Source organism: Streptomyces sp. NPDC059853 (genome assembly GCF_042731495.1).
Lineage (GTDB): Bacteria > Actinomycetota > Actinomycetes > Streptomycetales > Streptomycetaceae > Streptomyces.
In genome coordinates this window covers 1-25,532 of sequence record NZ_JBHWJL010000053.1, presented here as the reverse complement: position 1 = coordinate 25,532, position 25,532 = coordinate 1, and the positions used below count along the sequence as shown (strand labels likewise).

Below are 25,532 nucleotides of genomic sequence, written 5' to 3'. Positions count from 1 at the left end.
GGCCTCCGGGGCGGAGCCGGGCCCGGCCCCGTCGCCGGGGCCCGCGGTGCGGGCGGCCGCGTCGGCGAGGACCCGGCACGCGCCGCCGGCGTTGGTGCGGCAGGCCGGCGGCTCCAGGGAACCGGCGGACAGGCTCGCCAGCCGCACGGTGGCCTCGAACTCCCCGTCCCCGGTGCGGAGCGTCAGCGCGAACTCCCAGGTGAAGAGGGTGCTGTGGGCGCCGGGGTACGCGCTGTGGTTCCGCACCCGGACGATCTCGAAGCCCGCCGCCCGGTCCGGCCCCGCCGCGGCGAGCCGCCCGCCGATGTCCTGCGTCACCGCCGCGTACTCGTCCGCGCCGTAGGAGAGCCGTTCCGGGGCCGGCCACAACCGCGACACCGGCACCTCGGAGGTGGGGGCGGGGGCGGGGGTGTCCGGAGACGGCGCGGTGGCGGGCGGCACCGGGGCCGGCAGCGCCGGGGCGGGCGACAGCAGGCCCGGCAGGGTGGTGCCGGCGATCGCGATCAGCGCGGTGCCCACCACGGCGCCGGTCAGCGCCCGCCGCCGCCGTCGCTCGTGCCGGGCCCGGCCGACCAGACCGTCCAGGTCCAGCCGCAGCGGCGGCTCGTCCGCCGCCGCGCGGGCCAGCAGCCGGCGCAGCTCGTCCTCGTCGCTCATGACAGCCGGCCCAGCGGCCGCGCCCCGCTGAGCGCCGGGGCGCCCCGGTAGCGGCCCAGCTGCCCGCGCAGCGCGGAGAGGCCGCGCGCCGTCTGGCTCTTCACATTGCCCTCCGAGCAGCCCAGCGCCACGGCGGTGTCGGCGATCGACAGATCGTCGAAGAACCGCAGCACCAGGGTCGCCCGCTGCCGGGGCGGCAGCCGCAGCAGCGCCCCGTGCACCAGGCCCCGCAGATGCAGCCGGTCGGCGACGTCCTCGGGGCCGGCCGCCGGGTCGACGACCTCGGGCACCGTGGCGAAGCTCTGCTCCGAGCGGCGCCAGGGCTTGCGCTTCTCGTCCAGCCAGGTGCGCAGCAGGACCCGGCGCACGAAGGGGTGGAGTTCGTCGTGCCGGTCAAGCCGCGTCCAGGCGCGGTACACCTTGATCAGCGCGGTCTGCATCAGATCCTCCGCCAGATGCCAGTCGCCGCACAGGAGGTAGGCGGTACGGCGCAGGGAGCGGGCCTCCCGTGCGGCGAAGTCCCGGAACTGCTGTTCTTCCTGGCGGCGCATGAGCCCCCCTTTCACCCCTTCTCACGGGGCGGGGGCCGAAAAGGTTGCAGCGCGGCGCACCGGGCGGGTCGGGCGGGGCGGGGGCCGTGCGGTCAGCGCTCCGTTTCCAGGGCGGCCAGGACCGCCGCCTCCTTCTCCGGCGCGATGCCGTACCGCGCGTGGTCCGGGTGCGGCACCGGCCGCCCGCCGGCCTCCAGCCACGCCCAGGTGTCCATCACCGTCTCGGCCAGCGGCCGGCAGACCAGACCGGCCCGGTGCGCGGCGGCCGGGGACACCGTCCTGCCGCCTTCCCCGGCCGGCCACAGCGGCAGCTCCGTCCCCGGCCGCACCCCGTGCTCGCGCAGCACCGCGCCGTCCGTCCAGCGCGGCGTGGCCCGCCGCCCGGTGACCGTCACACAGTCCCGCACCAGGCCGCCCATGGTCTCCCGGCCGACCGGCGCCGCCACGTTGTACGCCCCGCCCGCGCCGCCGTCCCCGGCGAGCCGCAGCGCGAACGCGGCGACGTCCCGGACGTCCACCGGCTGGACGGTGCGCCCCGGGTCACCCGGCGCCAGCATCGGGCCGCCGCGCCGGGCCCGGCGCAGCCACCACTCCAGCCGGCCGGCGTACTCGCCCGGGCCCAGGATCACCGCCGGGCGCAGCACCACCGTGCGCCCGGTGCCGAAGAGGCCGCCGACCGCGCGTTCGGCCGCCGCCCCGCGCGCCCCGTGGCCGCCCGCCCCGTCCCCGTGCAGCGCGCACGACTCGGTCAGCGGCCCGGCGGGCCCGTCCCGGTAGACACCCGTCGAGGACACCAGGACGTACCGCCGCGCGACCGGCTCCAGCGCGGTGGCGCCCGTCCGTACCGCCTCCGGGCCGAGACCGGCCGCCGAGGTGTCGATCACCGCGTCCCAGGGCCCCTCCTCCGCCAGCCGCCGCAGATCGGCGGCGGCCGCCCGGTCGCCGCGCACCGGCCGCGTCCCGGGGCTGTCGGCGGCCGAGCACCCCCGGTTGAACGTCGTGACCTCCCACCCGCGCCGCAGCCCGGCCTCGACGACCGCGCGCCCGAGGAACCAGGTCCCGCCCAGCACGAGTATCCGCATACGCATGCGAAGCATCCTGCCGCAGGCCCCCGCCCGTTCCACCTGCGGGCCCGTGACCGGCGCGGAACAATGGCGGCATGCGACGGGTACCGGCGGGCAGCAGACGGGAGACCCCGCGCGAGCGCGACGACCGCAACTTCGGCGAACTGCTCCAGGAGCTGCGCGTCACGCAGACCGGCGTCCAGATCCTCTTCGCGTTCCTCCTCACCCTGGCCTTCACCCCGCGCTTCCCGGCACTCGACGGCTTCCAGCGCGGCACCTACCTCACCACCCTGCTGCTGGCGATGGCGGCCAGCATCCTGTTCACCGCGCCCGCCGCCCTGCACCGCGGCCTGTTCCGGCGCGGTGCCAAGCGGCGCGTCGTCGAGGTCTCCTCCCGGCTCGCCGCGTTCGGGCTCGGCGCCCTCGGTCTCGCCCTGACCGGTTCCCTGCTGCTGGTGGTCGACGTCGTGGTCTCCCGCGCCGCGGGCCTGCTCGCCGCCGCGGGCGCCTTCCTCGCCTGCGCCGGACTGTGGGTGGTGCTGCCCCGGCGCCTCGCCCACCGGCTCGCCCGGCGGCCGGGCGAGGACCGCCGTCGAATGTCCACCACGGAATTCCATGGACCCGGGCACTGAGCACAAGCCCGTCATCACACCTGCACTGCTGTTCCCGCCGGATTCGTTGGCGGAATTGCGCGGCGCCTCGGCATACTCCCGAAAGCCCCCCTGCGGCGCGGAATCCGTACCGCGACCGCGACGTCCGCGGGCAGGGGCGTACCCCCGAGGAGGCTGCATGGTCCGCACCATCGAATCCGCGTCGCCCGCCCTGTGCCGGCTCCATCTGAGCAGCGAACTGCGCCGGCTGCGCGAGGAGTCCCGGCTCACCGCGGGCGAGGTCGCCCGCCGCTTCCACTGGGCGGCCTCCAAGATGACCCGCCTGGAGACCGGCAGCGACGGCGTCGTCAAACCCTCCGACGTGATGCTGCTGTGCCGCCTGTACGAGGCGGACGCCGAGACCGCCGCCCGGCTGGAGAGCTACGCCGTCGTCACCAAGACGAAGAAGGACTGGTGGCAGTCGCCCGAGTACCGCTCGGTGATCTCGCCCGGCTTCCAGGCGTACCTCGCCCTGGAGGCCAGCGCCGCCCAGCTGCACAGCTACCAGTCCGAGTACGTGCCGGGGCTGCTCCAGACCGAGGAGTACAGCCGCGCCATCCACCAGACCCGCCCGGCGGAGGTCTCCGCCGACCAGGTCGAACGTCTCACCGCCGTGCGCATGACCCGCAGCAAGGTGCTGCGCGGCGAGGGCGCCCCCAAACTCACCGCCATCATCAACGAGGCGGTGCTGCGCCGCCCCGTCGGCGGCACCGAGGTGATGCGCGGCCAGCTGGCGCACATCGCCGCGCTCGCCGCCGGGCAGGCGCACATCCGGGTGCTGGTGGTGCCGTTCAGCGCGGGCGCCCACGCCGGGATGAGCGGCCCGTTCGTGGTGATCCGCTTCCGCCAGCAGGGCATGCGGCCCATCGTCTACCTGGAGAACCTGGCCGGCTCCGGCATCACCCGCCGCCCCGACGACGTCGAACGGTACGGGGACGCCTTCAACGACCTGCTCAGCAGCGCCCTCGACCAGCAGCAGTCGCTCAAGATGATCGAGGCCGCCGCCGACGAGTTGTAGCGGCCGGCCGCGCCCGCCGCCTCCCGCCCGGGGCCGCCCGGCTCAGTCCGCGTCCCAGCGCCACCCCGCCACCTCCGGCAGATCCTCGCCGTGCTCCCGGATCCACCGCTCGTGCCGGTACCGCACATCGGCCATCCGCTGCCGTACGTCCGCCGCCCGCACCGCGAGCCCCGGCACCCGGTCGATCACGTCCATCACCAGCCGGTAGCGGTCCAGGTCGTTGCGCACCACCATGTCGAAGGGCGTCGTGGTCGTGCCCTCCTCCCGGTAGCCGCGCACATGCAGCTGCCCGTGGCCGGCCCGCCGGTAGGTGAGCCGGTGGATCAGCCACGGATACCCGTGGTACGCGAAGATCACCGGCCGGTCCCGGGTGAACAGCGCGTCGTACTCGCCGTCCGGCATCCCGTGCGGGTGCTCCTCCGGCGGCAGCAGCCGGGCCATGTCCACCACGTTCACCACCCGCACCGCGAGCCCCGGCAGTTCCCGGCGCAGCAGCCAGGCCGCCGCCAGCACCTCCTGGGTGGGGACGTCCCCGGCGCAGGCCAGCACCACGTCCGGCTCCCCGCCCTGCCGCTCGTTGCCCGCCCACTCCCAGACCCCGGCCCCGCGCGCGCAGTGCGCCCGCGCCTGCTCCAGGTCCAGCCAGTCGAAGCACGGCTGCTTGCCGGCCACCACCACGTTCACGTAGTCCCGGCTGCGCAGCACGTGGTCGGCGCAGACCAGCAGCGTGTTGGCGTCCGGCGGCAGATAGACCCGGACCACCTCGGGGCTCTTGTTCAGCACATGGTCGACGAAGCCCGGGTCCTGGTGCGAGAAACCGTTGTGGTCCTGCCGCCACACATGCGAGGTGAGCAGGTAGTTGAGCGAGGCGATCGGCTGCCGCCACGGCAGCCGGCGCGAGGTCCGCAGCCACTTGATGTGCTGGTTGGCCATCGAGTCCACGATGTGCACGAACGCCTCGTAGCTGGAGAACAGGCCGTGCCGCCCGGTGAGCAGATAGCCCTCCAGCCAGCCCTGGCACAGATGCTCCGACAGCACCTCCATCACCCGGCCGCCGTGCTGGAGATGCCGGTCCTCCTCCAGCACGGCGCTCTCCCACTCCTTGCCGGTGGCCTCGTACACCTCGTCCAGCCGGTTGGAGGCCGTCTCGTCCGGGCCCACCATCCGGAAGTCGCGCCGGGTCGCGGTGGCCCGCATCAGCTCGGTCAGCAGCGTGCCCAGCACCCGGGTCGGCTCGTGCGTGCCCGCGCCGGGGCGGTCCACCCGGACCGCCGCCGACTCCAGCGGCGGCACCGGCAGCTCACGCAGCAGCAGCCCGCCGTTGGCGTGCGGGGAACTGCCGAGCCGCCGCGTCCCGCGCGGCACCTGCGCCAGCACCGCCTCGCGCGGCCGCCCCCGCTCGTCGAACAGCTCGTCGGGACGGTACGAGCGCAGCCAGGTCTCCAGCTGCCGCAGATGCCGCGGGTTCTCCCGCACCGAGGACAGCGGCACCTGGTGCGCCCGCCAGGTACCGGCCACCGGCAGCCCGTCCACCTCGCCGGGCCCGGTCCAGCCCTTCGGCGTCCGCAGCACGATCACCGGCCAGCGGGGCCGCTCCCGTACCGCGCCGGGCGGGCCCTCGCGCGCCGTGCGCTGGATCCGCCGGATCCGGTCGACCGCAAGATCCAGCGCCCCGGCCAGCTCCCGGTGCACCAGCTCGGGCCGGTCGCCGGTCACGAACAGCGGATCGTGGCCGTAGCCGCGCAGCAGCCCGGCCAGCTGCTCCTCGGGCATCCGGGCGAGCACCGTGGGGTTGGCGATCTTCCAGCCGTTGAGGTGCAGGACCGGCAGCACCGCGCCGTCGTGCACCGGGTCGAGGAACGCGTTCGCGTGCCAGGAGGCGGCCAGCGGTCCGGTCTCCGCCTCGCCGTCGCCGATCACGCACGCCACCAGCAGCTCCGGGTTGTCCAGCGCCGCCCCGTAGGCGTGCGCCAGGCTGTACCCCAGCTCGCCGCCCTCGTGGATCGACCCCGGCACCTCGGGCGCCACATGGCTGGGAATCCCGCCCGGGAACGAGAACTGCCGGAACAGCCGCGCCATCCCCGCCCCGTCGCGCGGCACGTCCGGGTAGACCTCGCTCCAGGTGCCGTCCAGCCAGGTGCCCGCCACCACCGCGGGCCCGCCGTGCCCGGGACCCCATACGCACATCATCTCCAGATCCCGGCCGGTGATCAGCCGGTTGAGGTGCGTGTGCAGCAGATTGAGCCCCGGACAGGTGCCCCAGTGCCCCAGCAGCCGCGGCTTGATGTGCTCGGGCCGCAGCGGCTCCGTCAGCAGGGGATTGCCCAGCAGGTACAACTGCCCGGCCGTGAGATAGTTCGCCGCCCGCCAGCGGGCGTCCAGCGCCGCCAGCTCGTCCGCGCCGAGCACCGCGGCGCGCCGCTCCACCGTGAGTGTCATGCGTCTCGGGTAGCCGCGCCGGGCGGTGCGCAAACCCCCGGTTTCCGCCCCGGCGCCCGGGGTACGCGGGGCCGGTGACCAGGCACAGCGACCCGTACGCGGCCGCCGGTCCGGAGACGGACGGCCGGTATCTGCGGGTGACCCTCGCCTCCGGGAGCACCGTCCGGCTGGAGTGCACCGTGCCGCTGGAGGGCGTGCTGCGGCTGCGGGCCGCCGACCGGCCCGGGCCGCGCCCGGACTCCCCGGTCCTGGTCGACGCCCCGCACCGGCCCGCCCGGCTGCGCACCACCGGGCAGGGCGTGGAGATCACCGGGCCCGGGGTCCGGGCGTACTGGGACCGGGGCGTGCGGCAGGGCTTCCACTTCGGCTCCTACCACCGCTTCAGCGAACCGGAGGAGGACATCGGGTACTTCCGCTCCGGCTACCGGCCCGCCACCCGGCACCGCCGCTCCCCCTCCTGGGTGGAGACCATCCACCTCAACCCGGGCGCGGCCGTGTACGGCGGCGGGGAGAGCTACCAGGGCATCGACCTGCGCGGCCGGCGCCGTTCCCTGCGCAACAAGGAGGAGAACCGCGCCGCGGGCCGCGACACCGCCTACCTCAATGTGCCGCTGCTGTGGTCGGACGCCGGCTGGGGCCTGTTCGCGCACACCGGCGGCCCGGTCGACGCCGACCTCGGCGCCACCCACTCCGAGGCAGCCCGCATCGAGATCCAAGGCGACGACCTCGATCTCTTCCTCATCAGCGGCGACGCGCCCACCATCCTGGACCGCTACCTCACCCTGACCGGCCGCCCGCACCCGCTGCCCGACTGGGCGTTCGGGGTGTGGATGAGCCGTTCCTCGTACTTCACCGCCGGGGAGGTGGTCGCCACCGTCGACGAACTGCGCGACGCCGACTGCCCGGTGGACGTCGTCCACGTCGACGAGTGGCTGGCGGGCAACGTCCTGGAGGCCGCCGCCTGGACCTACGGCCCCGACCGGCGCCGGTTCCCGCAGGACTGGGCGCGGGAGCTGGCCCGGCGCGGGGTGCGCACCAGCCTGTGGATCAACCCGTACGTCACCCGCGGCACCCCGCTGGCCGACGAGCTGATCCGGCGCGGCTATCTCGTCCGGGACCCGGACGGCGCCCCGGCGCCCACCGCCGACAACCCGGACTCCCTCGTGGTCGACTTCACCCACCCCGAGGCCCGCGCCTGGTGGTGCGAACGCCTGGCCGCCACTTTGCGCGAGGAGCACAACAGCGCCGTCCTCGCCGACTTCGGCGAGGAGATCCCGGACGACGCGGTCTTCGCCGACGGCAGCCGGGGCGACCAGCGGCGCAACGCCTACGGGCTGCTCTACCAGGACGTGGTCCGCGAGGCCGGACTGCGCGCCCGGGCCGGGGACTTCACCGCGATCGCCCGCTCCGGCACCGCCGGATCGCAGCGCTACCCCGCGCACTGGGCCGGCGACATGCCCTCCAGCTGGAGCGGGCTGGCCACCACGCTGCGGGCCGTGCTGTCGATGGCGCTCAGCGGCTGCTCGGTGGTCACCCACGACGCGGGCGGCTACTACACACCCGACTCCTTCGCCCAGGCGGCCGTGGTGCGCCGGAAGATGACGCCCGGCGAGGTGCCCACCGACGTGGAGCCCGAACTGTTCGCGCGCTGGGCGCAGTGGGCGGCGTTCTCGCCGATCATGCGGTTCCACGGGATGGGCCGCCGGGAGCCGACCGCCTACCCGGAGCCGTTCCGCTCGGCCGCCGTCGCGGCGTGCCGGCTGCGGCGCCGGCTGGCCCCGTACGTCGCCGCCTGCGCCGCGGGCGCCACCGTGGAGGGCGGGCTGCCGCTGCTGCGGCCGATGCCGCTGGCCTTCCCCGGCGACCGCTGTGCGCGCGACGCCCAGCTCCAGTACCTGCTGGGGCCCGATGTGCTGGTGGCGCCGGTGCTGGAGCCGGGCGGGCGGTGCGAGGTGTACGTGCCGGCGGGGGAGTGGCGGCAACTGCTCGGTGACGGGGTGCTGACCGGGCCGGGCTGGCAGGAGGTGCGGTGCGCGCCGGAGGAGTTCCCGGGGTATGTGCGCGCCGGGCGTGAAATCGGACCGTGACGCACCGGCGCATCTGACGCTGTGCATGCGTACGCTCGCTCTTTGGAGTGATCTTGGTGCTCCGGGCGCCCGCTGCCGGGGGCCCCGGACGCATGCTGGGACATGGCGTGTGCCGCCCCGGCGCCCCGCCCGCCCCGCCGTCCCCGGGGCCCCGGCCTCCCCCTTCCGCCACCCCGCCACCGGCGGCGCACGCCCGCACCCATGTCCCCGTCACGAAAGGCGACCGACGCCCCCATGCCCGGACAGTCAGACCAGCAGGAACTGCTCGCGTTCCCCTTCAAGTCCACGGGCCTCGACTTCCCCGCCGTCTACCACGAGCTGTACCAGCAGCGGCTCACCAAGGTCCGGCTCCCGTACGGGGACGACGCCTACCTCGCCATCCGGTACGCCGATGTGAAGACCGTGCTCTCCGACCCGCGGTTCTCCATCGTCGCCTCCCTCGGCCAGGACCAGCCCCGCACCCGCTCCGGCGCCCGGGTCGGCAACGGGCTGTTCTCCCTGGACCCGCCGCAGCACACCCGGCTCCGCTCGGTCCTGGGCCGGGACTTCACCCCGCGCCGGGTGGAGAAGCTGCGCGGCCGGGTGCGGGAGCTGACCGACGCCGGTCTCGACCGGATGGCCGCCGCCGGATCGCCCGCCGACCTGGTGGCCCACCTCGCGGTGCCGATGCCCACCGCCGTGGTCTGCGAGATGATGGGCGTCCCCGAGAAGGACCACCATCTGTTCTGGGGCTGGGCCGAGACCATCCTCTCCAACGACACCACCCCCGACGATCTGGTGCGCCGCTACCAGGAGTTCACCGCCTACATGGCGGGCATGGTGGCCGAGCGCCGGGCCCGCCCCACCGACGACATGTTCGGCATGCTGGTGCGGGCCTGCGACGAGGAGGGCCGGATCACCGAGACCGAGATGCACGCGCTCGCCTCCGACCTGCTCAGCGCCGGCTTCGTCAGCACCGCCCACCAGATCGCCAACTTCACCGCGATGCTGCTCTCCCGCCCCGGGCGGCTCCGTCCCCTGGTGGACAAGCCGGAGCTGATCCCGGACGCCGTGGAGGAGCTGATGCGCCATGTGCCGATCCTCTCCGGCTTCTCCTTCCCCCGGTACGCCACCGAGGACCTGGAGATGAGCGGGGTCACGGTGCGCCGGGGCGAGGCCGTCATCCCGGTGATCGCCGCCGCCAACCGCGACCCGGAGGTGTACCCGGACGCCGACCGTCTCGACATCGAGCGCGGCGGTGCCCCGCATCTGGGCTTCGGCCAGGGCCCGCACTTCTGCATCGGGGCCCATCTGGCCCGGATCGAGCTCCAGGTGGTGCTCGAAGCCCTCACCGAACGCTTCCCCGACCTGCGGTTCGGCGTCCCCGAGGACGAACTGAAGTGGAAGGACGGCCACTTCATGAACGGCCTGCACGAACTGCCCGTCGCCTGGTGACACCCCCGCCCCCGGACCCGGGCCCGGCTCCCGCTGATGGGCTCTCGGGCCCATCAGCCGGAGCCGGCGGGCGCCATAGTGCGCGGGTGACCACAACGCGCTCGGATGCCGGCTTCGTCGCTGCCGCCGTTTCCCGGATCGCCGGCCGCCTTGGCCGCAGAGGCTCCGTGTATCTCTCAGCGCTGGCACCAGCGTTTGCGCTGGAGCCGGCCGAGTCCGTCTCGACCACCGAACCCCTTCGGCGTCGCTGAAATGGATCTCCGAGGGCGCGGCGAACTGCCGGAGCCGGGGAGCTGCCCCGCAGGTGTCGGTGGATGGTGTCGCCCTGGAAAGCGGTGCCGATGCGCCCGCTGTTCATGATGTTCTGCGCTGGGCACCTGGAAGCGCAACGGCTCCCGCTCGATGCGGGGGCCGTTTGCTGTTCCCCGGCCTCAACCCGGGGGTACCGTCTGTCCGCCTGCCGCCTCGGGGGTCTTCGTCATGTCCGCATCCGCTACGCTGGCTTGGACAGCCCCGGCGGCCCCGACGCCCCGGGGCTCCGTCATGCCGCTTTCGCCGCCGCCACTTCGGTGGCCTGCTCGAGGAGCTGGCGCACCGCCCGGACTCCACGGTGGGGTTGCACGGCCGAGCGCATCTCGCGCAGGTGCTTGTCGCCCCTGCCGGTGCTGATCTGCTGGTAGTAGTCGAGGTACCGCGACCAGCTGGCGCACGCCGCGTCGAGGTGTCCGAGCCGGAGCTGGCGCCTGGCGAGTACGGCGTGTGCGTGCATCCGCCCCTGCCGTTCCTGCGGGTGCTGGGCCCGGATCGACTCCTCGATGGCTCGGATGCTGCCGGGGAGATCCCGCAGGGACTCGCGGACCTGGCCCACGTGGAAGAGGTAGGCGGTGCGGTCGTACCCGCCGATCGCCTCGCGCTGGTCATCGGCACGGCCCAGTGCGCCCTCCGCTTCCCGGAGGCGGTCAAGGGCCTGACGGCGGTCGCCGGTCATCGCCGCTGCGTGCGCCTGCTGGCCGCGCAGGAAGGCGACCAGCCGGGGCCCGGCGACCGGCGCGGCCTCGGCTGCGGAGTCCGCGAGGGTGAGGGCGAGGTGCCCGTGGTGGAGGCTGGTCGCCTGGAGGGACATGCCGCGCAGGGTCCGGCAGTACGTCACATGGTCCTCGGCAGCGCCGGCGAGTTCCAGCGCCTTCACGTAGTACCGCTGCCCGAGACCGTGGGCGTCGCCGTACATCGCCATCCAGCCGGTGAGGTAGACGAGATCGGCGGCTGCGGCGCGCATCGCCTGGCGCGTGCCCTCGGTTGCGTCGGCGTGAAGGTACGGGCCGACGGTGTTCGCGAGGAACGCGGCAGCCATCGGCCTGGCGTGCCCCTCGCCGAGTTCGTCCAGGATGGTGGCGATGTGATCGGTCATGAGCCGCACGGTGGCGACTTCGGCGGCCCCGATACGGCTGGTACGGCCGCTGCGGATCGCGTCCGACCGGGCGGCCAGGTCGGCGAACTGGGGGACGGCCAGGGCAGCCTCATACGTGCCGGCCGCGAGTCCAGCCCGGCGGCCAGGGTCCATGTCGGCTGTCCCTATGTCGATCAGCTCCTCAGCGAGACCAGCGCGAGCGGGCGCGTCCGTCGCAGGGAAGCCGGCTTCGGCAGCGGTTACCGGCCGCCGGAGCCGTCTCGCCAGAGCTTCGCAGATCAGCGGGCGCGCGGACTCGCGTGGTGTGGTGCCGGCGATCCAGTGGGACACGGCGGACTGGTCGTATGTGAGTTGCTGTCCGTGTTCCCGGCCGATCCTGTTCACGGCGCGGGCCAGCTGAGTGCGCGTCCATCGCGCCTGGTCAAGTAGGTCTGCGAGCCTCGAATTGGGCACGCGAATGCGTCTGGCCATGTCGACTCCCGACAGCGTTCATGGCGTTCACGGTCTCTCCGTGTCTCCACGGTATCGCCGAGAGTAGCTGGATCGGTTAACTCGGTGATACCCGATGCTGAGGAGCTGACCGTGCCTGAGCCAGCCAACTGGTCTGCGAGCACACCGGATACGGGCGTCACGAACATGCCCTGCTGGGTCCCGTCCGACACGTCCGGCGTGCAGCTGGTGTCGTGCGGCCGGTGGTGGGATGCGCTGTGGCTGCCCTGCGAGGACTGGGGGCACCTGCCGGACGTCTGCCCCGGTGCTGGGGTGATCCAGAACCGTGCCGATCGTGTCTTGGTGTGGCTGGTGCCGGTGGGATCGGTCACCGGGTGGCGGCCACCGGGCGCGCAGGTCCTCGATCGGGGCCATCTGCTGCCGGTGCCGCCGGTGGAGTGGAGCACGAGCTGGTGGCTGACCTGGCGTCAGCCACCGATCGGCGACGCGATCACCGATCCGGACCAGCTGCGCCGGGCGATGTCGGCTCAGCCCGCAGCGGGCGTCAGCGATGTGTGCGTCCGATGCGGCTGCCTTCCACTGACCCCGGCCGTGATCTCCGGCCGTGATGCGGATGGACGGCCGCTGGACCTGACCGCCTGCCAGGCCCATGCCACTGAAGTCACGGTGGCGCTGGAACACGCGGCCGAGCTGGCAGACACCCCCCGCCTCCGGAGAGCGCAATGAGCGGCAACGCCTACGGCGACTCCCGGCCGGTCACCGGTGTCTGCCACTCTGCGGCCTGTGGCACTGGCCCCGGATGGTGGCACTGGACATGCCCCGGCCCGAGCAGTCCGGAGACACCCCGGTACCTCCGCTCGGACTGCGGTTGCTGGTGCCACGCCCCGGCTGCTGAGGGCGAACTGGTGCCGGTGCCCGAACGGCACCTGGTGCACGTGCCCGCACACCGGCGTTCCGCCGCCGAACAGCGGATGGAGGCCGTGTGATGACCGTTCTGCTGCGCAAGACGCCGGCTGCGTCCGCCGTGGATCTGCGGCGCCTGTCCGAGCGGCAGTTGACCGGGCTGGCCTGCTCGGTCTGCGGTGCGGCGCTGCGTTCGACGGACCGGCCGCGCGCCGTGGGCGAGCCGGTGCGGGACCGGTTCGGCTACTCGTTCGCCTTGTGGACGTGCGCGCCGGTGTGCCGTCGCCGCACCCCGGTCGCGCCTCCGGCTCCGGACGGCGCGGCGCTGGGCTGCACCTGAGCGCCTGCCCTGCCCCGGTAGCTGGTCGTCCGGGGCCGGGCAGGACCCCGGCCCGTCCCGCCCTCGCCCACCCCTCAGGGGCGGACCGGCCACCCATCACACCCCCACACCCTGCTGAGACGCCCATGACGTGCCCACCGCCCACACCCGCCCCGCAGTTGCGCGAGGGCCGCTGGTGGTACCCGGGCATCTGCACCGGCTGCTGCCGCCGTGCCGTCGTCACCTGGGCCGGGCCGCCCGAGCACGGCGGCCGGTACGCGCCGACGCTGCTGTGCGCGGACTGCCTGCCCGGTGCCCGGCCTCGCCGGGTGCTCCACGTGCTCGGCACCGCCGGACTGCTGCTCACCGCCGCCTCCTCCATGGCGGCAGCGGTGAACGCCTGGCGCTCCCTCTGACCGAACTCTCCGGAGAACCACGATGAATGCGACGACTTCACCGGCACGCCCTGTCTGCGTGTCCGGTGTCCGGGACCGGCTGCCAGGCCCACACCTGCGGCAGGCGGCCGGGCTCCCGGTGGATACGGCGGCCTGCGCCGACGATGACATTGCCGATCCTGGGTTCCCGCTGGAGCGCTTCACCGCTGGCCACGCCGCGACCGGCCATCACGGAAGGCGTTGCGATGCGCAGCACGGTTGAGGTGGGCCGGCGTCTCCTGGGGGCGCAGCTTCTACGGCTGCGGACGAGCGCCGGTCTGCGGCAGCGGGATGTGGTCGTCCAGGCCCGCGTGGCCCTGGCCCGCCTTCGCCAGGTCGAACACGGCCAAGTGATGCCGGACGCCGACATCATGGATCGGCTCCTGCGGTTGTACCGCGCCGGCCGGGAAGCCCGCGAGGACATCCATACCCTGCTGGCGGCCATCCCGCCCGGACCTCCGGAAGAAGCGGACGAGCCCACCGGGGCGTTCTGGGATGCCGGGTCGGGCCGTTGGGAGCGCCTGACCAGGCTCACCAACAGCGCCCATGCGGTGACGGAGATCAGCACCGGCACGCTGCCGCCCCGCGTGCAGATCGCGGAGTACGCCATCGCGCTCGTGCGCGGCCAGTCGGCGCCGGCCGGCGCCGATATCGCGATGGCGCTCACCGGCCGGTGCGGAGCGGCAGCCGCCCGCGTCGTCGTCACCGAACCCGTACTCTCACGGACCGTGGGCGGGCGCCGCGTGATGGCCGCCCAGCTGGACCACCTGATCGTCCTGGCCACCCACCCCGGACCCGTCACCCTGCTCGTCATCCCCGCGAACGCCGTGCCGCATACGACGGTGGGAACGCTACGGCTGCTTCACCTCAGCACCGGTGACCTGTCGGTCCGTGTGGCGCCCTCGCACGTCGCCTACCACCCCGGAGCCGTGGAACGCGCGCAGGCCGGCCGCGCCCTGTCGGCAGCCACGGACAGCCAGGGCAGCGCGGAGATGATCCGTGCCGCCGCCCGCCGATACGGAGTGCGGCTGTGATCGCCATCCCTCGCCTGGTCGCCACAGCACACGGGTGGCGTCTGCGGCTCAGCCGTGCGGCGGCCCAGTAGCCGGGAGCACGTGTGCGGGTCCGCCGGGAGCGGGCCTGCCTCCGCGGCCTGCCGGTTGGTCGGCCCTTCTCGCCACCCATCCCCACACGACGACGCCGGCCTTCGAGACCACGGCGGATCTTGAAGGCCGGCGCACGCGGTGCCCCGCCGGGCTACAGCTCCACCAGCACCTTGCCCCGGTTCGCGGCCTGCCCGGTGTACAGCGAGCGATAGGCCCCCGGCAGCGCGTCGAACCCGTGGTGGATCGTCTGGTGGTAGGTCAGCTCACCCTTGCGGATCAGCCCGCCCACCTCCTCGTGCAGCGCGTCCAGCATCTCCTCCGTGTACCACTCGTCGGCGAAGATGCCGCGGATCGTGGTGCGCGGGAACATGATGTACGGCAGCAGCCGCGGCCCGGTCCAGTCGCCGTTGACCGTGGTGGACCACTGCCAGCACACCGCCACCTGGCTGTGCACGTTGAGCATCGTGAACACCGCGTCCGTCACGGTGCCGCCCAGGTTGTCGAAGTACTTGTCGACGCCGTCCGGGGCCGCCTCCGCCAGCGCGGCGCGCACCGCGTCCGTGTCGTCGCCCTGCCGGTAGATCACCACGGCGTCGAAGCCCAGCTCCGTCAGATACTCCGCCTTGCCCGGCGAGGAGGTGGTGCCCACCACCCGGGCACCGGCCCGCTTGGCGAGCTGGCCGACCAGCGTCCCCACCGTGCCGGACGCCCCGGAGATCACCACCGTGTCACCGGCCCGCACCGTCAGGAACGTCTTCAGCGCGCCGAACGCCGTGATCCCCGGCGTCCCCATCACCCCGAGCGCCGTCGACAGCGGCAGATGTTCGTCGTAACGCCGCGGGTCCAGCTTCCGGAACGGCGGCAGCGCCACCGGGAACTCGCCGTCCTCGTCGTCCCACACGGTCTGCCCGCCGGTGGACACCACATGGCTGCGCCAGCCGCCGTACCCCTGCACCAGATCCCCGACCCGGTGCGAGGCACGCGGCCCGGCCTCGATCACCTCCATGATCGAGTCACCGCGCACCGTCGCCCCGATCGGCGTCTGGAGGGTGAGCCCCACCAGATACGGGTCGACCGACACATAGCGGGTCCGCAGCAGCATCTGGTCCTCCGCCAGGGAGGCCGGGTCGAACTCCTCGGTCACCTTGCGGTAGATCCGGTCGGTGTCCGGGACGCCCGGGATGTGCTCGGCGACGACCCATTTGTGTACCTGCACTAGACGCTCCTCGATGAAGTGACGGTCGGATCGGCGGCGGCCGGGTCGGCGGCCGCCGCGGGAGAGGGAAAGCCGGCCAGGTCGAGCAGCGGCTGCTGCTTGCCGACCGGGATGGTCACCTGCGTGGGCAGCGGCGCGCTCTCGTCGATGCTCGCGGTGAACTCCCGGCCGTCGTCCCGGCAGATGACCTGGGTGACCTGCCGCCCCGAGGCCACCGCCCGGATCAGCCCGCCGACGGTGACCCACACCCCGGCCAGATAGAAGTTGGACAGGCCGGGCAGCACGGGGCCGTTCTTGTTGATCTCCACCTCGACGGTCTCCCCGCCGTCCACGAACGGCTGCCAGCCGGGGAACCCGCCGTTGTAGGTGCCCGTGTACCGCACCTGGGTCAGCGGGGTGGACACATCCCGCACCGCGATCGCGTCCTTCAGCCCCGGGAAGCGCTCCTCCAGGAAGTTCTCCACGGTGACCCGCGCCTGCCGCTTGGCCTGCGTGTACGCCTTGCCGTGCTTGACCGGCAGCGTGTGCAGCACCTGACCGCGCCGCACCCGCCCCGCCTGCTCCGGCACGTCGTCGCGCAGCGCCCGCCAGGGAGCGGCCTCCGAGAAGTACGTCGCGAAGATGACCGTGGTCTCGTCCGGCGACAGCTCCGGGTAGTGGCAGCTGCGGAACTGCACGTTCATGCTGGGATGCCGCATGCCGGTCAGCTTGGCCGCCATGCTCTCCTCCAGCAGATACGTGGTGCACGGCTCGCCCTCGGGGAACGGCCGGCGCAGCCCGAAGAACAGCGACACATAGCCGGGGGAGAGCGTGCCCGGCTCGTCGATCGTCTCGGTGAGCAGCTTGCGCCAGGTGTCGTTCAGATACCGGCCGCCGAGCATGCTCATCGCGGTGGTGTGCACATCCGCCGCCGAGACCACGATGTCGGCGCGGAACTCCCGGCCGTCGTCCAGCCGCACCCCCACCGCCTTGTCGTGCTCGACCAGGATCTTCTCCACCTTGGCGTTGTAGGTGACCTCCCCGCCGAGCCGCAGATACCGCTGCTCCACGGAGCGGGCGAGCGCCAGCGAACCGCCCTCGGGCACCCCGGCCGAGCCGTTGGCGTGCGAGGCCAGCTGGAACCAGAACGGCAGCACGGGGAAGTCGGGGTGCTTCTCGTACAGCACGTAGTTGAACGCCTCGCGCAGCACCGGGTGCTGGAACTTCGCGGCGTAGTCCGTCATCAGCTCGGTGATCGACTTGCGGATGGCGTTGAAGTACGGCAGGAACGAGGCCAGCATCCGCCACCGCTCCCACCGCCCCATCAGGCCCACTGGCTTCAGGAACGGGTACACCGCCAGGGCCCTCTGGAAGGTGCGCACCCCGTCGCAGAAGTTCTTGATGCGGCGGGCGTCGGCCGGCGAGATCTCCAGCAGATGGGCCTGGAGGCGGTCCGGGTCGGAGTAGAAGTACACCGGCTGGCCGCCCCGCACCCGCACGATGTTGAACACGTCGAACTGGCGCATCTCCTTGCCCTGCAACGCTCCCAGTTCCAGCCAGATCTGGTGCATCTCGTTGCCGGGACCGCTGCCCAGCAGCCAGCTGACGCACCAGTCGAAGGTGAAGTCGCCGCGCTCCCAGGCGGTGCAGGACCCGCCGGGGATCTCGTGCATCTCGAAGACGCGCGTGGTGTAGCCGTTCATCTGCGCGTAGCAGCCGGTGGACAGGCCCCCCAGGCCGCCACCGATGATGATCATCGACTGCCTGGCGCCGGGGGTGCCGGAAGGGGTGGGGGATGACATGGCGCTGTGCTCCTTGATGTCGACCGGTCGGGCCGCAGGTGTCATGCCGCGTCACCGCCGGTGAGAATGCCGCGCGTCAGGCGGGCGTTGTAGGCGACCGGGCCCGGGTCGAGCATGTCGGCGTGCCGGCCCACACCGCGCAGCACATCGGTCCCGGTGCGGGAAGCGCCGTACCAGCTGCCTTCGGCACCGCTGGCGTAGGCCGGATGGGTCTCCTCGTCGCTGATCACCGAGATCCGCGCCCCGGTGGAGCCGGCGTTGGCGGTGCGGCCGGTGAACTCCAGGTAGTCCTTGGCCTGCTCCCGGGTCTTCTCGGCCACCAGCGCCGACCCGGTGTGCTTGTGCAGGTGCTCGGCCAGCTCGCGCTCGAAGACCGCCAGATGCTCCGGGCCCAGCTCGTAGGACTCCGCCACCCGCAGCGAGTCGACGACGACGACGTGGCGCACCGTACGACCGCGCTCCTCCAGCTCCTTGGCCACTTCGAAGGCGAGGTTGCCACCGAGGGAGTAGCCCAGCAGGTCCAGCGCGCCGGACGGCTGCCGCTCCACCACCAGATCGGCGTAGCGGGCCACCTTGTCCTCGCCCATCAGGTAGTTGAAGGCGATGATGTCGTACTCGGGGAGCTGCGCGGCGAACGCCCGGTACACCAGGCCGTGCCCGCCGGCCGGCGGGAAGCAGAACACCGGATGCCCGGCGCCCTCGTTGAACCGCAGATACGGCAGCGATCCCTCGATCTCGCCGGTGACGATCCGCTCCACGGTCTTGGCCATCCCGTGCAGCGTGGTCACCTGGAACAGCCGGCTCACCGGGATGGAGATCCCGAACTCCGCCTGGAGGTGGTAGATCAGCTCGATCAGCCGGATGGAGCTGCCGCCGGAGGCGAAGAAGTCGTGCGCCAGCCCGGGGCCCGGATCCGCCAGGCCCAGCAGCCGCTGCCAGTGGTCGGCCATCCGGGTCTCGTACAGGGTCACCGGCGCCTCGTACGCCGGGCCGCTGCCGGTGTCGCCGCCGGGCGCCGGCAGGGCCGCCACGTCCACCTTGCCGTTGGGGGTGAGCGGCAGTTCCGGCAGCGCGGTGAAGTGCGTGGGGATCATGAACGTCGGCAGATAGTCCGCCAGATGCTGCCGCACGTCCCGCCAGTCCAGCTCCGCGCCGGGCGCCGGAACACCGTAGGCGCACAGCACGTTCTCGCCCCCGGCGTCCGGCCGCACGGTGACCTGCGCCTGGGCGAGCGCCGGGTAGGCCGCCAGGTGCGACTCGATCTCCCCGATCTCGATCCGGTGCCCGCGCACCTTGATCTGCGAGTCGGCCCGCCCCAGCAGATGGACGGTGCCGGCCGTGTCCCAGTGCGCCAGGTCGCCGGTGCGGTACAGCCGCACCGGGTGCTCGCCCGCCAGCTCGCGGGTGACGAATCGTTCGGCGGTCAGCTCCGGGTCGCCGAGGTAGCCGAGCGCCACCCCGTCGCCGCCGATCCACAGCTCGCCGGTGACCCCGGGAGGCACCGGCTCGCCGCGCCCGTCCAGGATGTACAGCGCGCTGCCGGGGAACGGCCGGCCGATGGGCACCATCCGGCCGCCCTCGACGGCGTCGGCCGGGCCCTCGAACCAGGAGCTGTCGATGGTCGCCTCGGTGAGCCCGTAGGAGTTCACCAGGCGCCCGGCGCCCAGCGCCCGCAGCCGCTCGTACTCCTCGGCCTTCCAGGAGTCGGAGCCGACGATCAGCAGCCGCAGGAAGTCCAGCCGCTCGCCGCTGTTCTCGCAGTGCCGGATCAGGGTCCGGGCCACGGCGGGCACGAACTCGCCGCAGTCCACCGCCTCGGCCCGCATCACCGCGTACAGCCGCGCCGTGTTGAACAGCAGCTCCCGGCCGATGAGCACCAGCGTGCCGCCCGAGCACAGGGCACGGGTCAGATCGCCGGTGAAGACGTCGAAGGCCGGGCCGGCCATCTGGAGATGGACCCGGACGTCACCGTCCTCCAGTCCGTACGCGGTGCGCCAGCCGGCGTACGCGGCGGCCAGATTGCGGTGGCTGACCGCGACCGCCTTCGGCCGGCCGGTGGAGCCGGAGGTGTAGATGACGTACGCCGGGGAGTCCGGGTCCGGGTCCGGGTCACGGTCCGGCCCGGCCACCGGGGCGGGACCCTCACCTGCCGCCTCGCCCGCCAGCAACTCGTCCACCGTCACCACCGGTCCCGGCAGGCCGGCTCCGGTGTCCGGGCCGCCGATCACCAGCGCGGCACCGGCGTGCCGCACCATGTAGGCGAGCCGGTCGGCGGGGTAGTCCGGATCGAGCGGCAGATAGGCGCCGCCCGCCCTGAGCACCGCGAGCAGCGCGGTGATCAGCTCCGGCGACTTCTCCAGGCACAGCGCCACCACCGTGCCCGCGCCCACCCCGCGCGCCCGCAGCGCCGCCGCCAGTTCCCCGGAGCGCGCGTCCAGTTCGCCGTAGGTCAGGCGCCGGGTCGGCCCGCTCTCGGCGGGCGCGGCCACCGCGACCGCCTCCGGGCTGCGCCGGGCCGCCTCGGTGATCAGCCGGGTCACCGGGGTGTGCTCCCGGCCGCCGGTGTGCCCGGCGCCGCTCCACTCGGTGAGGATCCGGTGCCGCTCGCCCTCCGTCAGCATCGGCAGCCCGCTCACGGCGGTGTCCGAGGCCGCGTGGGTGAGCGACCGCAGCAGCTGCTGGTAGTGGCCGGCCAGCCGCCGCACGGTCTCCGGCTCGAACAGGTCGGTGTTGTACTTGAACACGCAGTGGAACCGGCCGTCCGCCGCCTCCTCGTAGGCGGACAGCGTCAGATCGAACTGGCCCTCCTCCTCCGGCAGTTCGATGTACTCCAGCTTGTAGCCGTACTTCTCGGTGGCCACCTTGTGGTGCAGCAGGATGAACATCGCCTGGAAGACCGCCGACCGGCTCGGGTCGTGCGCGAGACCCAGCTGCTCCACCAGCAGCGTGAACGGGTACTCCTGGTGGTCCAGGCCGCCCAGCACCGTGGTACGCACCCGGTCCAGCAGCTCGGCCACGCTCGGGTCGCCGGTCAGCGACACATGCAGCGGCAGCGGGTTCACGAAGTACCCGTAGACGGCGCCGAACTCCTCCTGGGTGCGGCCGGTCACCGGCGAGCCGACGATGATGTCGTCCTGTCCGGCGTAGCGGTGCAGCAGCAGGTAGTAGGCGCTCAGCAGCACCATGAAGACGGTGACGTTGTGCTCGCGGGCCAGCGCGTGCACCCGGGCGCTCAGCTCGGCGTCCAGCGCGAAGAACTCCGAGGCCCCGTTGTGGGTGAGCACCGCGGGCCGCGGCTTGTCGGTGGGCAGCGCCAGCACCGGTACCTCGTCGGGCAGCTGCCCGCGCCAGTAGTCGAGCATCTTGCGGGCCTCGCGGCCGGCCAGGAACTCGTTCTGCCAGTTGAGGAAGTCCAGGTAGCGGGCGGCCACCGGCGGCAGCTCGACCTCCTGGCCCCGCCGCATCCCCTCGTACAGGGCCAGCAGTTCCTCGATGAAGGTGAAGGTGGAGATCGCGTCCGAGATGATGTGGTGGACGGCCTTGGTGATCACCCAGCGGTCCGGGCCGCGCCGGAACAGCCGGAAGCGGATCAGCGGATCGTGCGCCAGGTCGTACGGCTTGCGGTACTCGTGGATGATCATCTGGTAGATGTCGTCCCAGTCGCGGTCCTCGACCTCGAAGAGCGCGATGTCCTCCTTGATCTCCGGCGAGATCCGCTGCACCGCCTTCCCCTCGACCAGCACGAAGTTCGCGCGCAGCACCGGGTGCCGGGCCAGCAGCCGGCGGAACGCCTCGAACATCAGGTCCGGGTCGAGCTCCACCCGCACCTCGACCGCGCCGCCGATGTTGTAGGCGAAGCCGTCCGGGTTCAGCTGCTTCAGGAACCACAGCGCCTGCTGGTTCTGTGTCAGCGGGAACGCGGACTCGTCCTCGTACCGCTCCACCGCCGTCGCCGCCGTGCCCTCGCCCTCCTCGGCCAGCAGCTCCAGCAGCCCCTCGTGCAGCTGCGTGATCAGCTCACCGGCCGGGGCGCTGGACAGCAGCGCCACCACCGGCAGCGCGATGCCCACCTCGGCGACCACCCGGGCCCGCAGCTCCATCGCCAGCAGCGAGTCCAGGCCCAGCAGATTCAGGCTCACCGCCGGATCGACCTGCTCGGCCCGCACCCGCAGCACCTGCGCCACCAGCGTGGTGAACCGCTCGGTCAGCAGCAGCATCCGCTTGTCGGGGCTCGCCTGCCGGAACGCGTCCAGGAAGCTGCCGCCGTCCCCGTCGCCCGCCGCGTCCCCGGCGGCCCGCGCCAGCTCGGTCACCAGCCGGGGCGGCTCGGCGTACCAGGACATGAACACCGGCCAGTCCACCACCGTGGCCACCAGCAACTGCGCCCGGTCCTGCCCGATGACCCGCTCCAGCACCGCCATGCCCGCCTCGGGCGCCAGCGAGGACATGCCCCGGCTGTTGCGGTAGTGCTCGATCAGGCCCAGCTCCTCGATCATGCCGGTCGCCCACGGACCCCAGTCCAGCGACAGCGCCGGCAGCCCCTGGGCCCGCCGGTGGTGCGCCAGCGCGTCCAGGAAGGCGTTGCCCGCCGCGTAGTTGGTCTGCCCGGCCGTGGTCAGCCAGGCCGCGACCGACGCGAAGAGCACGAAGTGCTCCAGCGGCTCCCCGGCCAGCTGTCGGTGCAGCAGCGCCGCACCGACCACCTTCGGGTCGTGGACGGCGTCGAAGACGTCCCGCTCCATCTCCGCCACCAGCGTGTCGCGCACCTGGCCCGCCAGATGGAACACGCCGCGGATCGGCGGCCCCTCGGCCCGCCGGTACCCGGCCAGCCAGCCGGCCAGCGCGTCCTCGTCGGTGATGTCCAGCGGGGCGAGGATCGGCTGCGCGCCCAGCGCCTCCAGCTCCTTCAGGAACCGCACATGGCGCCCGGCCGGCGAGTCCGGGTCCTGATCGGCCCACCGCTCGCGCTCCGGCAGCCGGGTACGGCCCACCAGGATCAGCCGCCGCGCGCCGCGCTTGACCAGCGTGCGGCACAGCAGCCGGCCGAGCGCGCCGAACGCGCCCGTCACCAGATAGCTGCCGTCCGCCCGCAGCCGCAGCGGCAGCGGCCTGCTCAGCCCCTCGGCCGGCACCAGCCGGCTGGTGTACCGCACCCCGGCGCGCACCGCGATCTCGTCCTCGCGCTCGGCGCCCTCGGTGCCGTCCGCCAGCTCCCGCAGCAGCGCCCGCGCGTCGTCCTCCACCGCGCCGTCGGCGGCCAGGTCGATCAGCTTGCCGCCGCGCCCGGTCAGCTCCTGCTGCCACAGCACCCGGCCGATGCCCCAGGCGGGCGCTCCCAGCGGTTCCACCGCCTCGCCCGCCACCACCGGCTGGGCGGCCCGGGTGACCACGTGCACGGCGGTGGGCCGGTCCGTCTCCGGCGCGGCCGGCAGCGCCCTGGCCAGCGCGATCACCGAGTACGCGCCGGTGGTGGCGAGTGCGCCGAACCGCTCGCGCTCCGCGTCCGCCAGCGCCGGCCGGTCCAGGTTCCACAGGTGGACGACCCCGTCCACCGGTCCGAGGTCGGTGAGCAGCCGCCCCAGCTCGTCCGTGGAGCCGGGGTCGACGGTGCCGGTGCGCGCGGCGCGGTCCAGCGCGTACCCGCCGCCGGGGCGCACCAGATACGCCTCGCCGCCGGCCTCGGCCACCAGGGCGGCGAGCCGTTCGGCGACCCCGCCCGCGTCGGCGAGCAGCACCAGCCGGCCGCCGAGCCGCACCGGCCCGGCCGCCTCGGGCAGCGGGCAGGGCACCCAGCTCGGCTCGGTGAGCCAGCTGTCGATGGTGGAAAGACCCACCGTGGTGGCCGCCTTCTCCACATCGGCGGCCCGGAAGCCGGCGACGCGGCCCAGCGGCGTCCCGTCGGCGCCGTCGTACACCGCGATGTCCCCGGTGAGTTCGCCCTCCTCGTCGCCGGTGACCGTGGCGTGCACCCACAGCTCGCGGTCGCCGACCGGGTCCATGCGCACCTCGGCGATCGACAGCGGCAGCCGGATGCCGGTGCCCTCCGGGTCGCCGGACGCGGTGAGCAACTGCGGGGTGAGCAGTGACTGGAAGCAGGAGTCCAGCAGCACCGGATGCATGTGGTGCGCCGCGGCGTCCTCGCCCAGGCCCTCGGGCGGCCGGATCCGGGCCAGCGCCTCGCCCTCGCCGATCCACACCTCCTCGATGCCCTGGAAGGCCGGGCCGTAGTGGTAGCCGAGCGCGGCGAGCTGCGCGTAGCAGTCCGAGCCGGTCAGCCGGCGGACGGCGCGGGAGCGTACCGCGGCGGTGTCCAGCGGCGCGGTCAGCGTGCGGCGCTGTCCGGCGCGCACGGTGCCGGTGGCGTGCACCGTGGGCTCGGCGCCCACGGTGGCGATGGAGAACGCGGCGGCGTCGGAGGAGAACGACAGCTGGACGGTGCGGGGTTCGTCGTCCGGCAGGAACAGCGCCTTGCGCAGCTCGATGTCGGCCAGTGCCGCGGTGCTGTCCTCGCCGCCGGTCAGGGCCCGCATCGCCTGGGCCGCCATCTCCAGATAGCCGGCGGCCGGGAACAGCACGGTGCCCTGGATGCGGTGGTCCTCCAGATACGGGGCGGCCTCCGCGTCCAGCTTCACCTCCCACACCGGCTCCGCGCCCCGGGTGCGGCGGCCGAGCAGCGGATGGTCCTGCCGGCCGAGCCGGATCTGCGCGACGGCGGGCGGCTCGACCCAGTACCGGTCGCGGCGGAACGGGTAGCGCGGCAGCTCCACGACGCGCCCGGACGGGTGCAGGGCGTGCCAGTCGAGGGCGAAGCCCATGCCGTGCAGGGCGGCCAGGGAGAGGGTGAAGCGCTCGCGCTCGTCGGCCTTGCGGCGGATGGAGGCCAGCGTCACGCTGTCGGCGTCCCGCGCCTCGCAGCACTCGCGCAGGGAGTGGGCGAGGACGGGGTGCGGGCCGATCTCCAGGAAGACGCCGTAGCCGTCGTCCAGCAGCCGGTCCACGGCGGCCCGGAAGTGCACGGCCTCGCGGACGTTGCGCCACCAGTAGCCGGCGTCCAGTTCGGTGCCCTGGGCGACGGCGCCCGGCTCGGCGGTCAGATACAGCGGCAGCTTGGCGCGCTGCGGCTTCAGATCCGCGAGGGAGGCGAGCAGTTCGTCCTTGATCAGCTCCATGCGCGGGCTGTGGTACGGGACGCCGACGTCCAGGAAGCGGGCGAAGACGTCCTCGGCGCCCAGCTCGGCCGCGATGCGCTCCAGTGCCTCGGTGTCACCGGCCAGCGTGACGGAGGTGGGGCTGTTGACGGCGGCGAGGGAGACCCGGTCCCCGTGCGGCCGCACCCGGCGGGCGGCCTCGGCCTCGGTGAGGCCGACGGCCAGCATGGAGCCGGTGCCGATGAGCTTCTGCTGGAGCCGGCTGCGGTGCACCACGATCTTGACCGCCTCGGGCAGGGTGTACACCCCGGCCTCGTAGAAGGCGGCCACCTCGCCGGTGCTGTGCCCGGTGATGGCGTCGGGACGCACGCCCTTGCTGCGCCACAGCGCGGCGAGGGCGATCTGGACGGCGAAGTTGGCGGGCTGGGCGAGCCAGGTCTCGCTCATCCGGGAGTCGGCCTCGTCGGCGTTCAGCTCCTGGGTGAGGGACCAGCCGGTGAGGGCGGCGATCTCGCGGTCGCAGCGGTCGATGACCTCGCGGTAGACGGGCTCGGTCGCGTACAGCTGGCGGCCCATGGCCCACCACTGCGGGCCCATGCCGGTGAACACCCACACCAGACGGCGTTCCAGGCCCTCGCGCTGGGTGCCGGGCACGGCGCGCGGGTGGCTCTCGCCGCGGGCGACGGCGGCCAGCACGTCGTGCAGCGCCTCGGGGGAGTCGTAGACCAGCGACAGCCGCTGGTCCAGGTGCTGCCGCCGGTGGGCGAGGGTGTAGGCGGCGTCGGTGAGCCGGGTGCCGGTGGCCAGCCGCTCGCGCAGCCCGGCCGCCTGGGCGGCGAAGGCCTGCGGGTCGCGGGCGGTGAGCGG

At 73.4% G+C, this 25,532-nt stretch carries 15 protein-coding genes and 1 pseudogene; 8 read left to right on the top strand and 8 right to left on the bottom strand.

The features are described from left to right. The 3 genes and pseudogenes from ACFV5N_RS08705 to ACFV5N_RS08695 all read right to left on the bottom strand — a co-directional run. Positions 1 to 657, bottom strand: a pseudogene (locus ACFV5N_RS08705) (hypothetical protein); the annotation flags it as partial. After that, entirely contained in the window at positions 654 to 1,208 is a 555-nt protein-coding gene (locus ACFV5N_RS08700) for an RNA polymerase sigma factor (RefSeq protein ID WP_385595964.1), read from the bottom strand. The gene ACFV5N_RS08700 and the pseudogene ACFV5N_RS08705, both read right to left, overlap by 4 nt. Positions 1,209 to 1,300: 92 nt before the next feature. Then, on the bottom strand, positions 1,301 to 2,296 hold the full coding sequence (locus ACFV5N_RS08695; protein WP_385595961.1) for an NAD-dependent epimerase/dehydratase family protein: 996 nt from the start codon (positions 2,294 to 2,296) through the stop codon (positions 1,301 to 1,303). 71 nt (positions 2,297 to 2,367) lie between these two features. On the opposite strand from ACFV5N_RS08695, the gene ACFV5N_RS08690 reads away from it, so the two are divergent. Both ACFV5N_RS08690 and ACFV5N_RS08685 read left to right on the top strand, forming a co-directional pair. Further along, positions 2,368 to 2,904, top strand: coding sequence for a DUF6328 family protein (locus ACFV5N_RS08690; protein ID WP_385595958.1), 537 nt, complete (start codon positions 2,368 to 2,370; stop codon positions 2,902 to 2,904). Between the two features lie 157 nt (positions 2,905 to 3,061). Beyond that, positions 3,062 to 3,940, top strand: coding sequence for a helix-turn-helix domain-containing protein (locus ACFV5N_RS08685; protein WP_385595955.1), 879 nt, complete (start codon positions 3,062 to 3,064; stop codon positions 3,938 to 3,940). Between the two features lie 42 nt (positions 3,941 to 3,982). Here ACFV5N_RS08685 and ACFV5N_RS08680 read toward each other — a convergent pair whose 3' ends face one another. Continuing rightward, positions 3,983 to 6,379: a phosphoketolase gene (locus ACFV5N_RS08680; protein ID WP_385595953.1), complete on the bottom strand. Its 2,397-nt coding sequence runs from the start codon at positions 6,377 to 6,379 to the stop codon at positions 3,983 to 3,985. A 74-nt stretch (positions 6,380 to 6,453) separates the two neighbouring features. Between ACFV5N_RS08680 and ACFV5N_RS08675 the strand changes: the two genes are divergently transcribed. Together ACFV5N_RS08675 and ACFV5N_RS08670 are read left to right on the top strand one after the other, a co-directional pair. Next, positions 6,454 to 8,466, top strand: coding sequence for a glycoside hydrolase family 31 protein (locus tag ACFV5N_RS08675; protein WP_385595950.1), 2,013 nt, complete (start codon positions 6,454 to 6,456; stop codon positions 8,464 to 8,466). Between the two features lie 234 nt (positions 8,467 to 8,700). After that, the gene (locus ACFV5N_RS08670; protein ID WP_385595947.1) at positions 8,701 to 9,900 is read left to right on the top strand and encodes a cytochrome P450; all 1,200 of its coding nucleotides are present in this window, start codon (positions 8,701 to 8,703) and stop codon (positions 9,898 to 9,900) included. 541 nt (positions 9,901 to 10,441) lie between these two features. On the opposite strand, the gene ACFV5N_RS08665 is transcribed toward ACFV5N_RS08670, so the two are convergent. Further along, on the bottom strand, positions 10,442 to 11,779 hold the full coding sequence (locus ACFV5N_RS08665) for a hypothetical protein (RefSeq protein WP_385595945.1): 1,338 nt from the start codon (positions 11,777 to 11,779) through the stop codon (positions 10,442 to 10,444). Positions 11,780 to 11,890: 111 nt separating this feature from the next. Here ACFV5N_RS08665 and ACFV5N_RS08660 point away from each other — a divergent pair, with 111 nt between their 5' ends. The 4 genes from ACFV5N_RS08660 to ACFV5N_RS08645 all read left to right on the top strand — a co-directional run bounded on the left by ACFV5N_RS08660 (position 11,891) and on the right by ACFV5N_RS08645 (position 14,448). Continuing rightward, positions 11,891 to 12,484: a hypothetical protein gene (locus tag ACFV5N_RS08660; RefSeq protein ID WP_385595943.1), complete on the top strand. Its 594-nt coding sequence runs from the start codon at positions 11,891 to 11,893 to the stop codon at positions 12,482 to 12,484. 259 nt (positions 12,485 to 12,743) lie between these two features. Continuing rightward, complete coding sequence (locus ACFV5N_RS08655; RefSeq protein WP_385595942.1) at positions 12,744 to 13,001, top strand: hypothetical protein; 258 nt, start codon at positions 12,744 to 12,746, stop codon at positions 12,999 to 13,001. A gap of 125 nt (positions 13,002 to 13,126) precedes the next feature. Continuing rightward, entirely contained in the window at positions 13,127 to 13,396 is a 270-nt protein-coding gene (locus ACFV5N_RS08650) for a hypothetical protein (protein ID WP_385595939.1), read from the top strand. A 224-nt stretch (positions 13,397 to 13,620) separates the two neighbouring features. After that, positions 13,621 to 14,448, top strand: coding sequence for a Scr1 family TA system antitoxin-like transcriptional regulator (locus ACFV5N_RS08645; protein ID WP_385595936.1), 828 nt, complete (start codon positions 13,621 to 13,623; stop codon positions 14,446 to 14,448). Between the two features lie 223 nt (positions 14,449 to 14,671). Here the strand turns inward: ACFV5N_RS08645 and ACFV5N_RS08640 are convergent, their stop codons facing one another. The 3 genes from ACFV5N_RS08640 to ACFV5N_RS08630 form a co-directional block, all read right to left on the bottom strand. Next, positions 14,672 to 15,736: an MDR family NADP-dependent oxidoreductase gene (locus ACFV5N_RS08640; RefSeq protein ID WP_385595933.1), complete on the bottom strand. Its 1,065-nt coding sequence runs from the start codon at positions 15,734 to 15,736 to the stop codon at positions 14,672 to 14,674. Further along, the gene (locus ACFV5N_RS08635; RefSeq protein ID WP_385595931.1) at positions 15,736 to 17,517 is read right to left on the bottom strand and encodes a phytoene desaturase family protein; all 1,782 of its coding nucleotides are present in this window, start codon (positions 17,515 to 17,517) and stop codon (positions 15,736 to 15,738) included. Before ACFV5N_RS08635 ends, ACFV5N_RS08640 begins: the two co-directional genes overlap by 1 nt. Before the next feature lie 41 nt (positions 17,518 to 17,558). Next, the coding region (locus ACFV5N_RS08630; protein ID WP_385595929.1) for an amino acid adenylation domain-containing protein at positions 17,559 to 25,532 on the bottom strand (7,974 nt) is incomplete at its 5' end.

Bases quoted from the DNA above. Each gene is read 5' to 3' on its own strand.
- ACFV5N_RS08700 (WP_385595964.1), bottom strand. From the start codon at position 1,208: ATGCGCCGCCAGGAAGAACAGCAGTTCCGGGACTTCGCCGCACGGGAG.
- ACFV5N_RS08695 (WP_385595961.1), bottom strand. From the start codon at position 2,296: ATGCGTATGCGGATACTCGTGCTGGGCGGGACCTGGTTCCTCGGGCGC.
- ACFV5N_RS08690 (WP_385595958.1), top strand. From the start codon at position 2,368: ATGCGACGGGTACCGGCGGGCAGCAGACGGGAGACCCCGCGCGAGCGC.
- ACFV5N_RS08685 (WP_385595955.1), top strand. From the start codon at position 3,062: ATGGTCCGCACCATCGAATCCGCGTCGCCCGCCCTGTGCCGGCTCCAT.
- ACFV5N_RS08680 (WP_385595953.1), bottom strand. From the start codon at position 6,379: ATGACACTCACGGTGGAGCGGCGCGCCGCGGTGCTCGGCGCGGACGAG.
- ACFV5N_RS08670 (WP_385595947.1), top strand. From the start codon at position 8,701: ATGCCCGGACAGTCAGACCAGCAGGAACTGCTCGCGTTCCCCTTCAAG.
- ACFV5N_RS08665 (WP_385595945.1), bottom strand. From the start codon at position 11,779: ATGGCCAGACGCATTCGCGTGCCCAATTCGAGGCTCGCAGACCTACTT.
- ACFV5N_RS08655 (WP_385595942.1), top strand. From the start codon at position 12,744: ATGACCGTTCTGCTGCGCAAGACGCCGGCTGCGTCCGCCGTGGATCTG.
- ACFV5N_RS08650 (WP_385595939.1), top strand. From the start codon at position 13,127: ATGACGTGCCCACCGCCCACACCCGCCCCGCAGTTGCGCGAGGGCCGC.
- ACFV5N_RS08645 (WP_385595936.1), top strand. From the start codon at position 13,621: ATGCGCAGCACGGTTGAGGTGGGCCGGCGTCTCCTGGGGGCGCAGCTT.
- ACFV5N_RS08635 (WP_385595931.1), bottom strand. From the start codon at position 17,517: ATGTCATCCCCCACCCCTTCCGGCACCCCCGGCGCCAGGCAGTCGATG.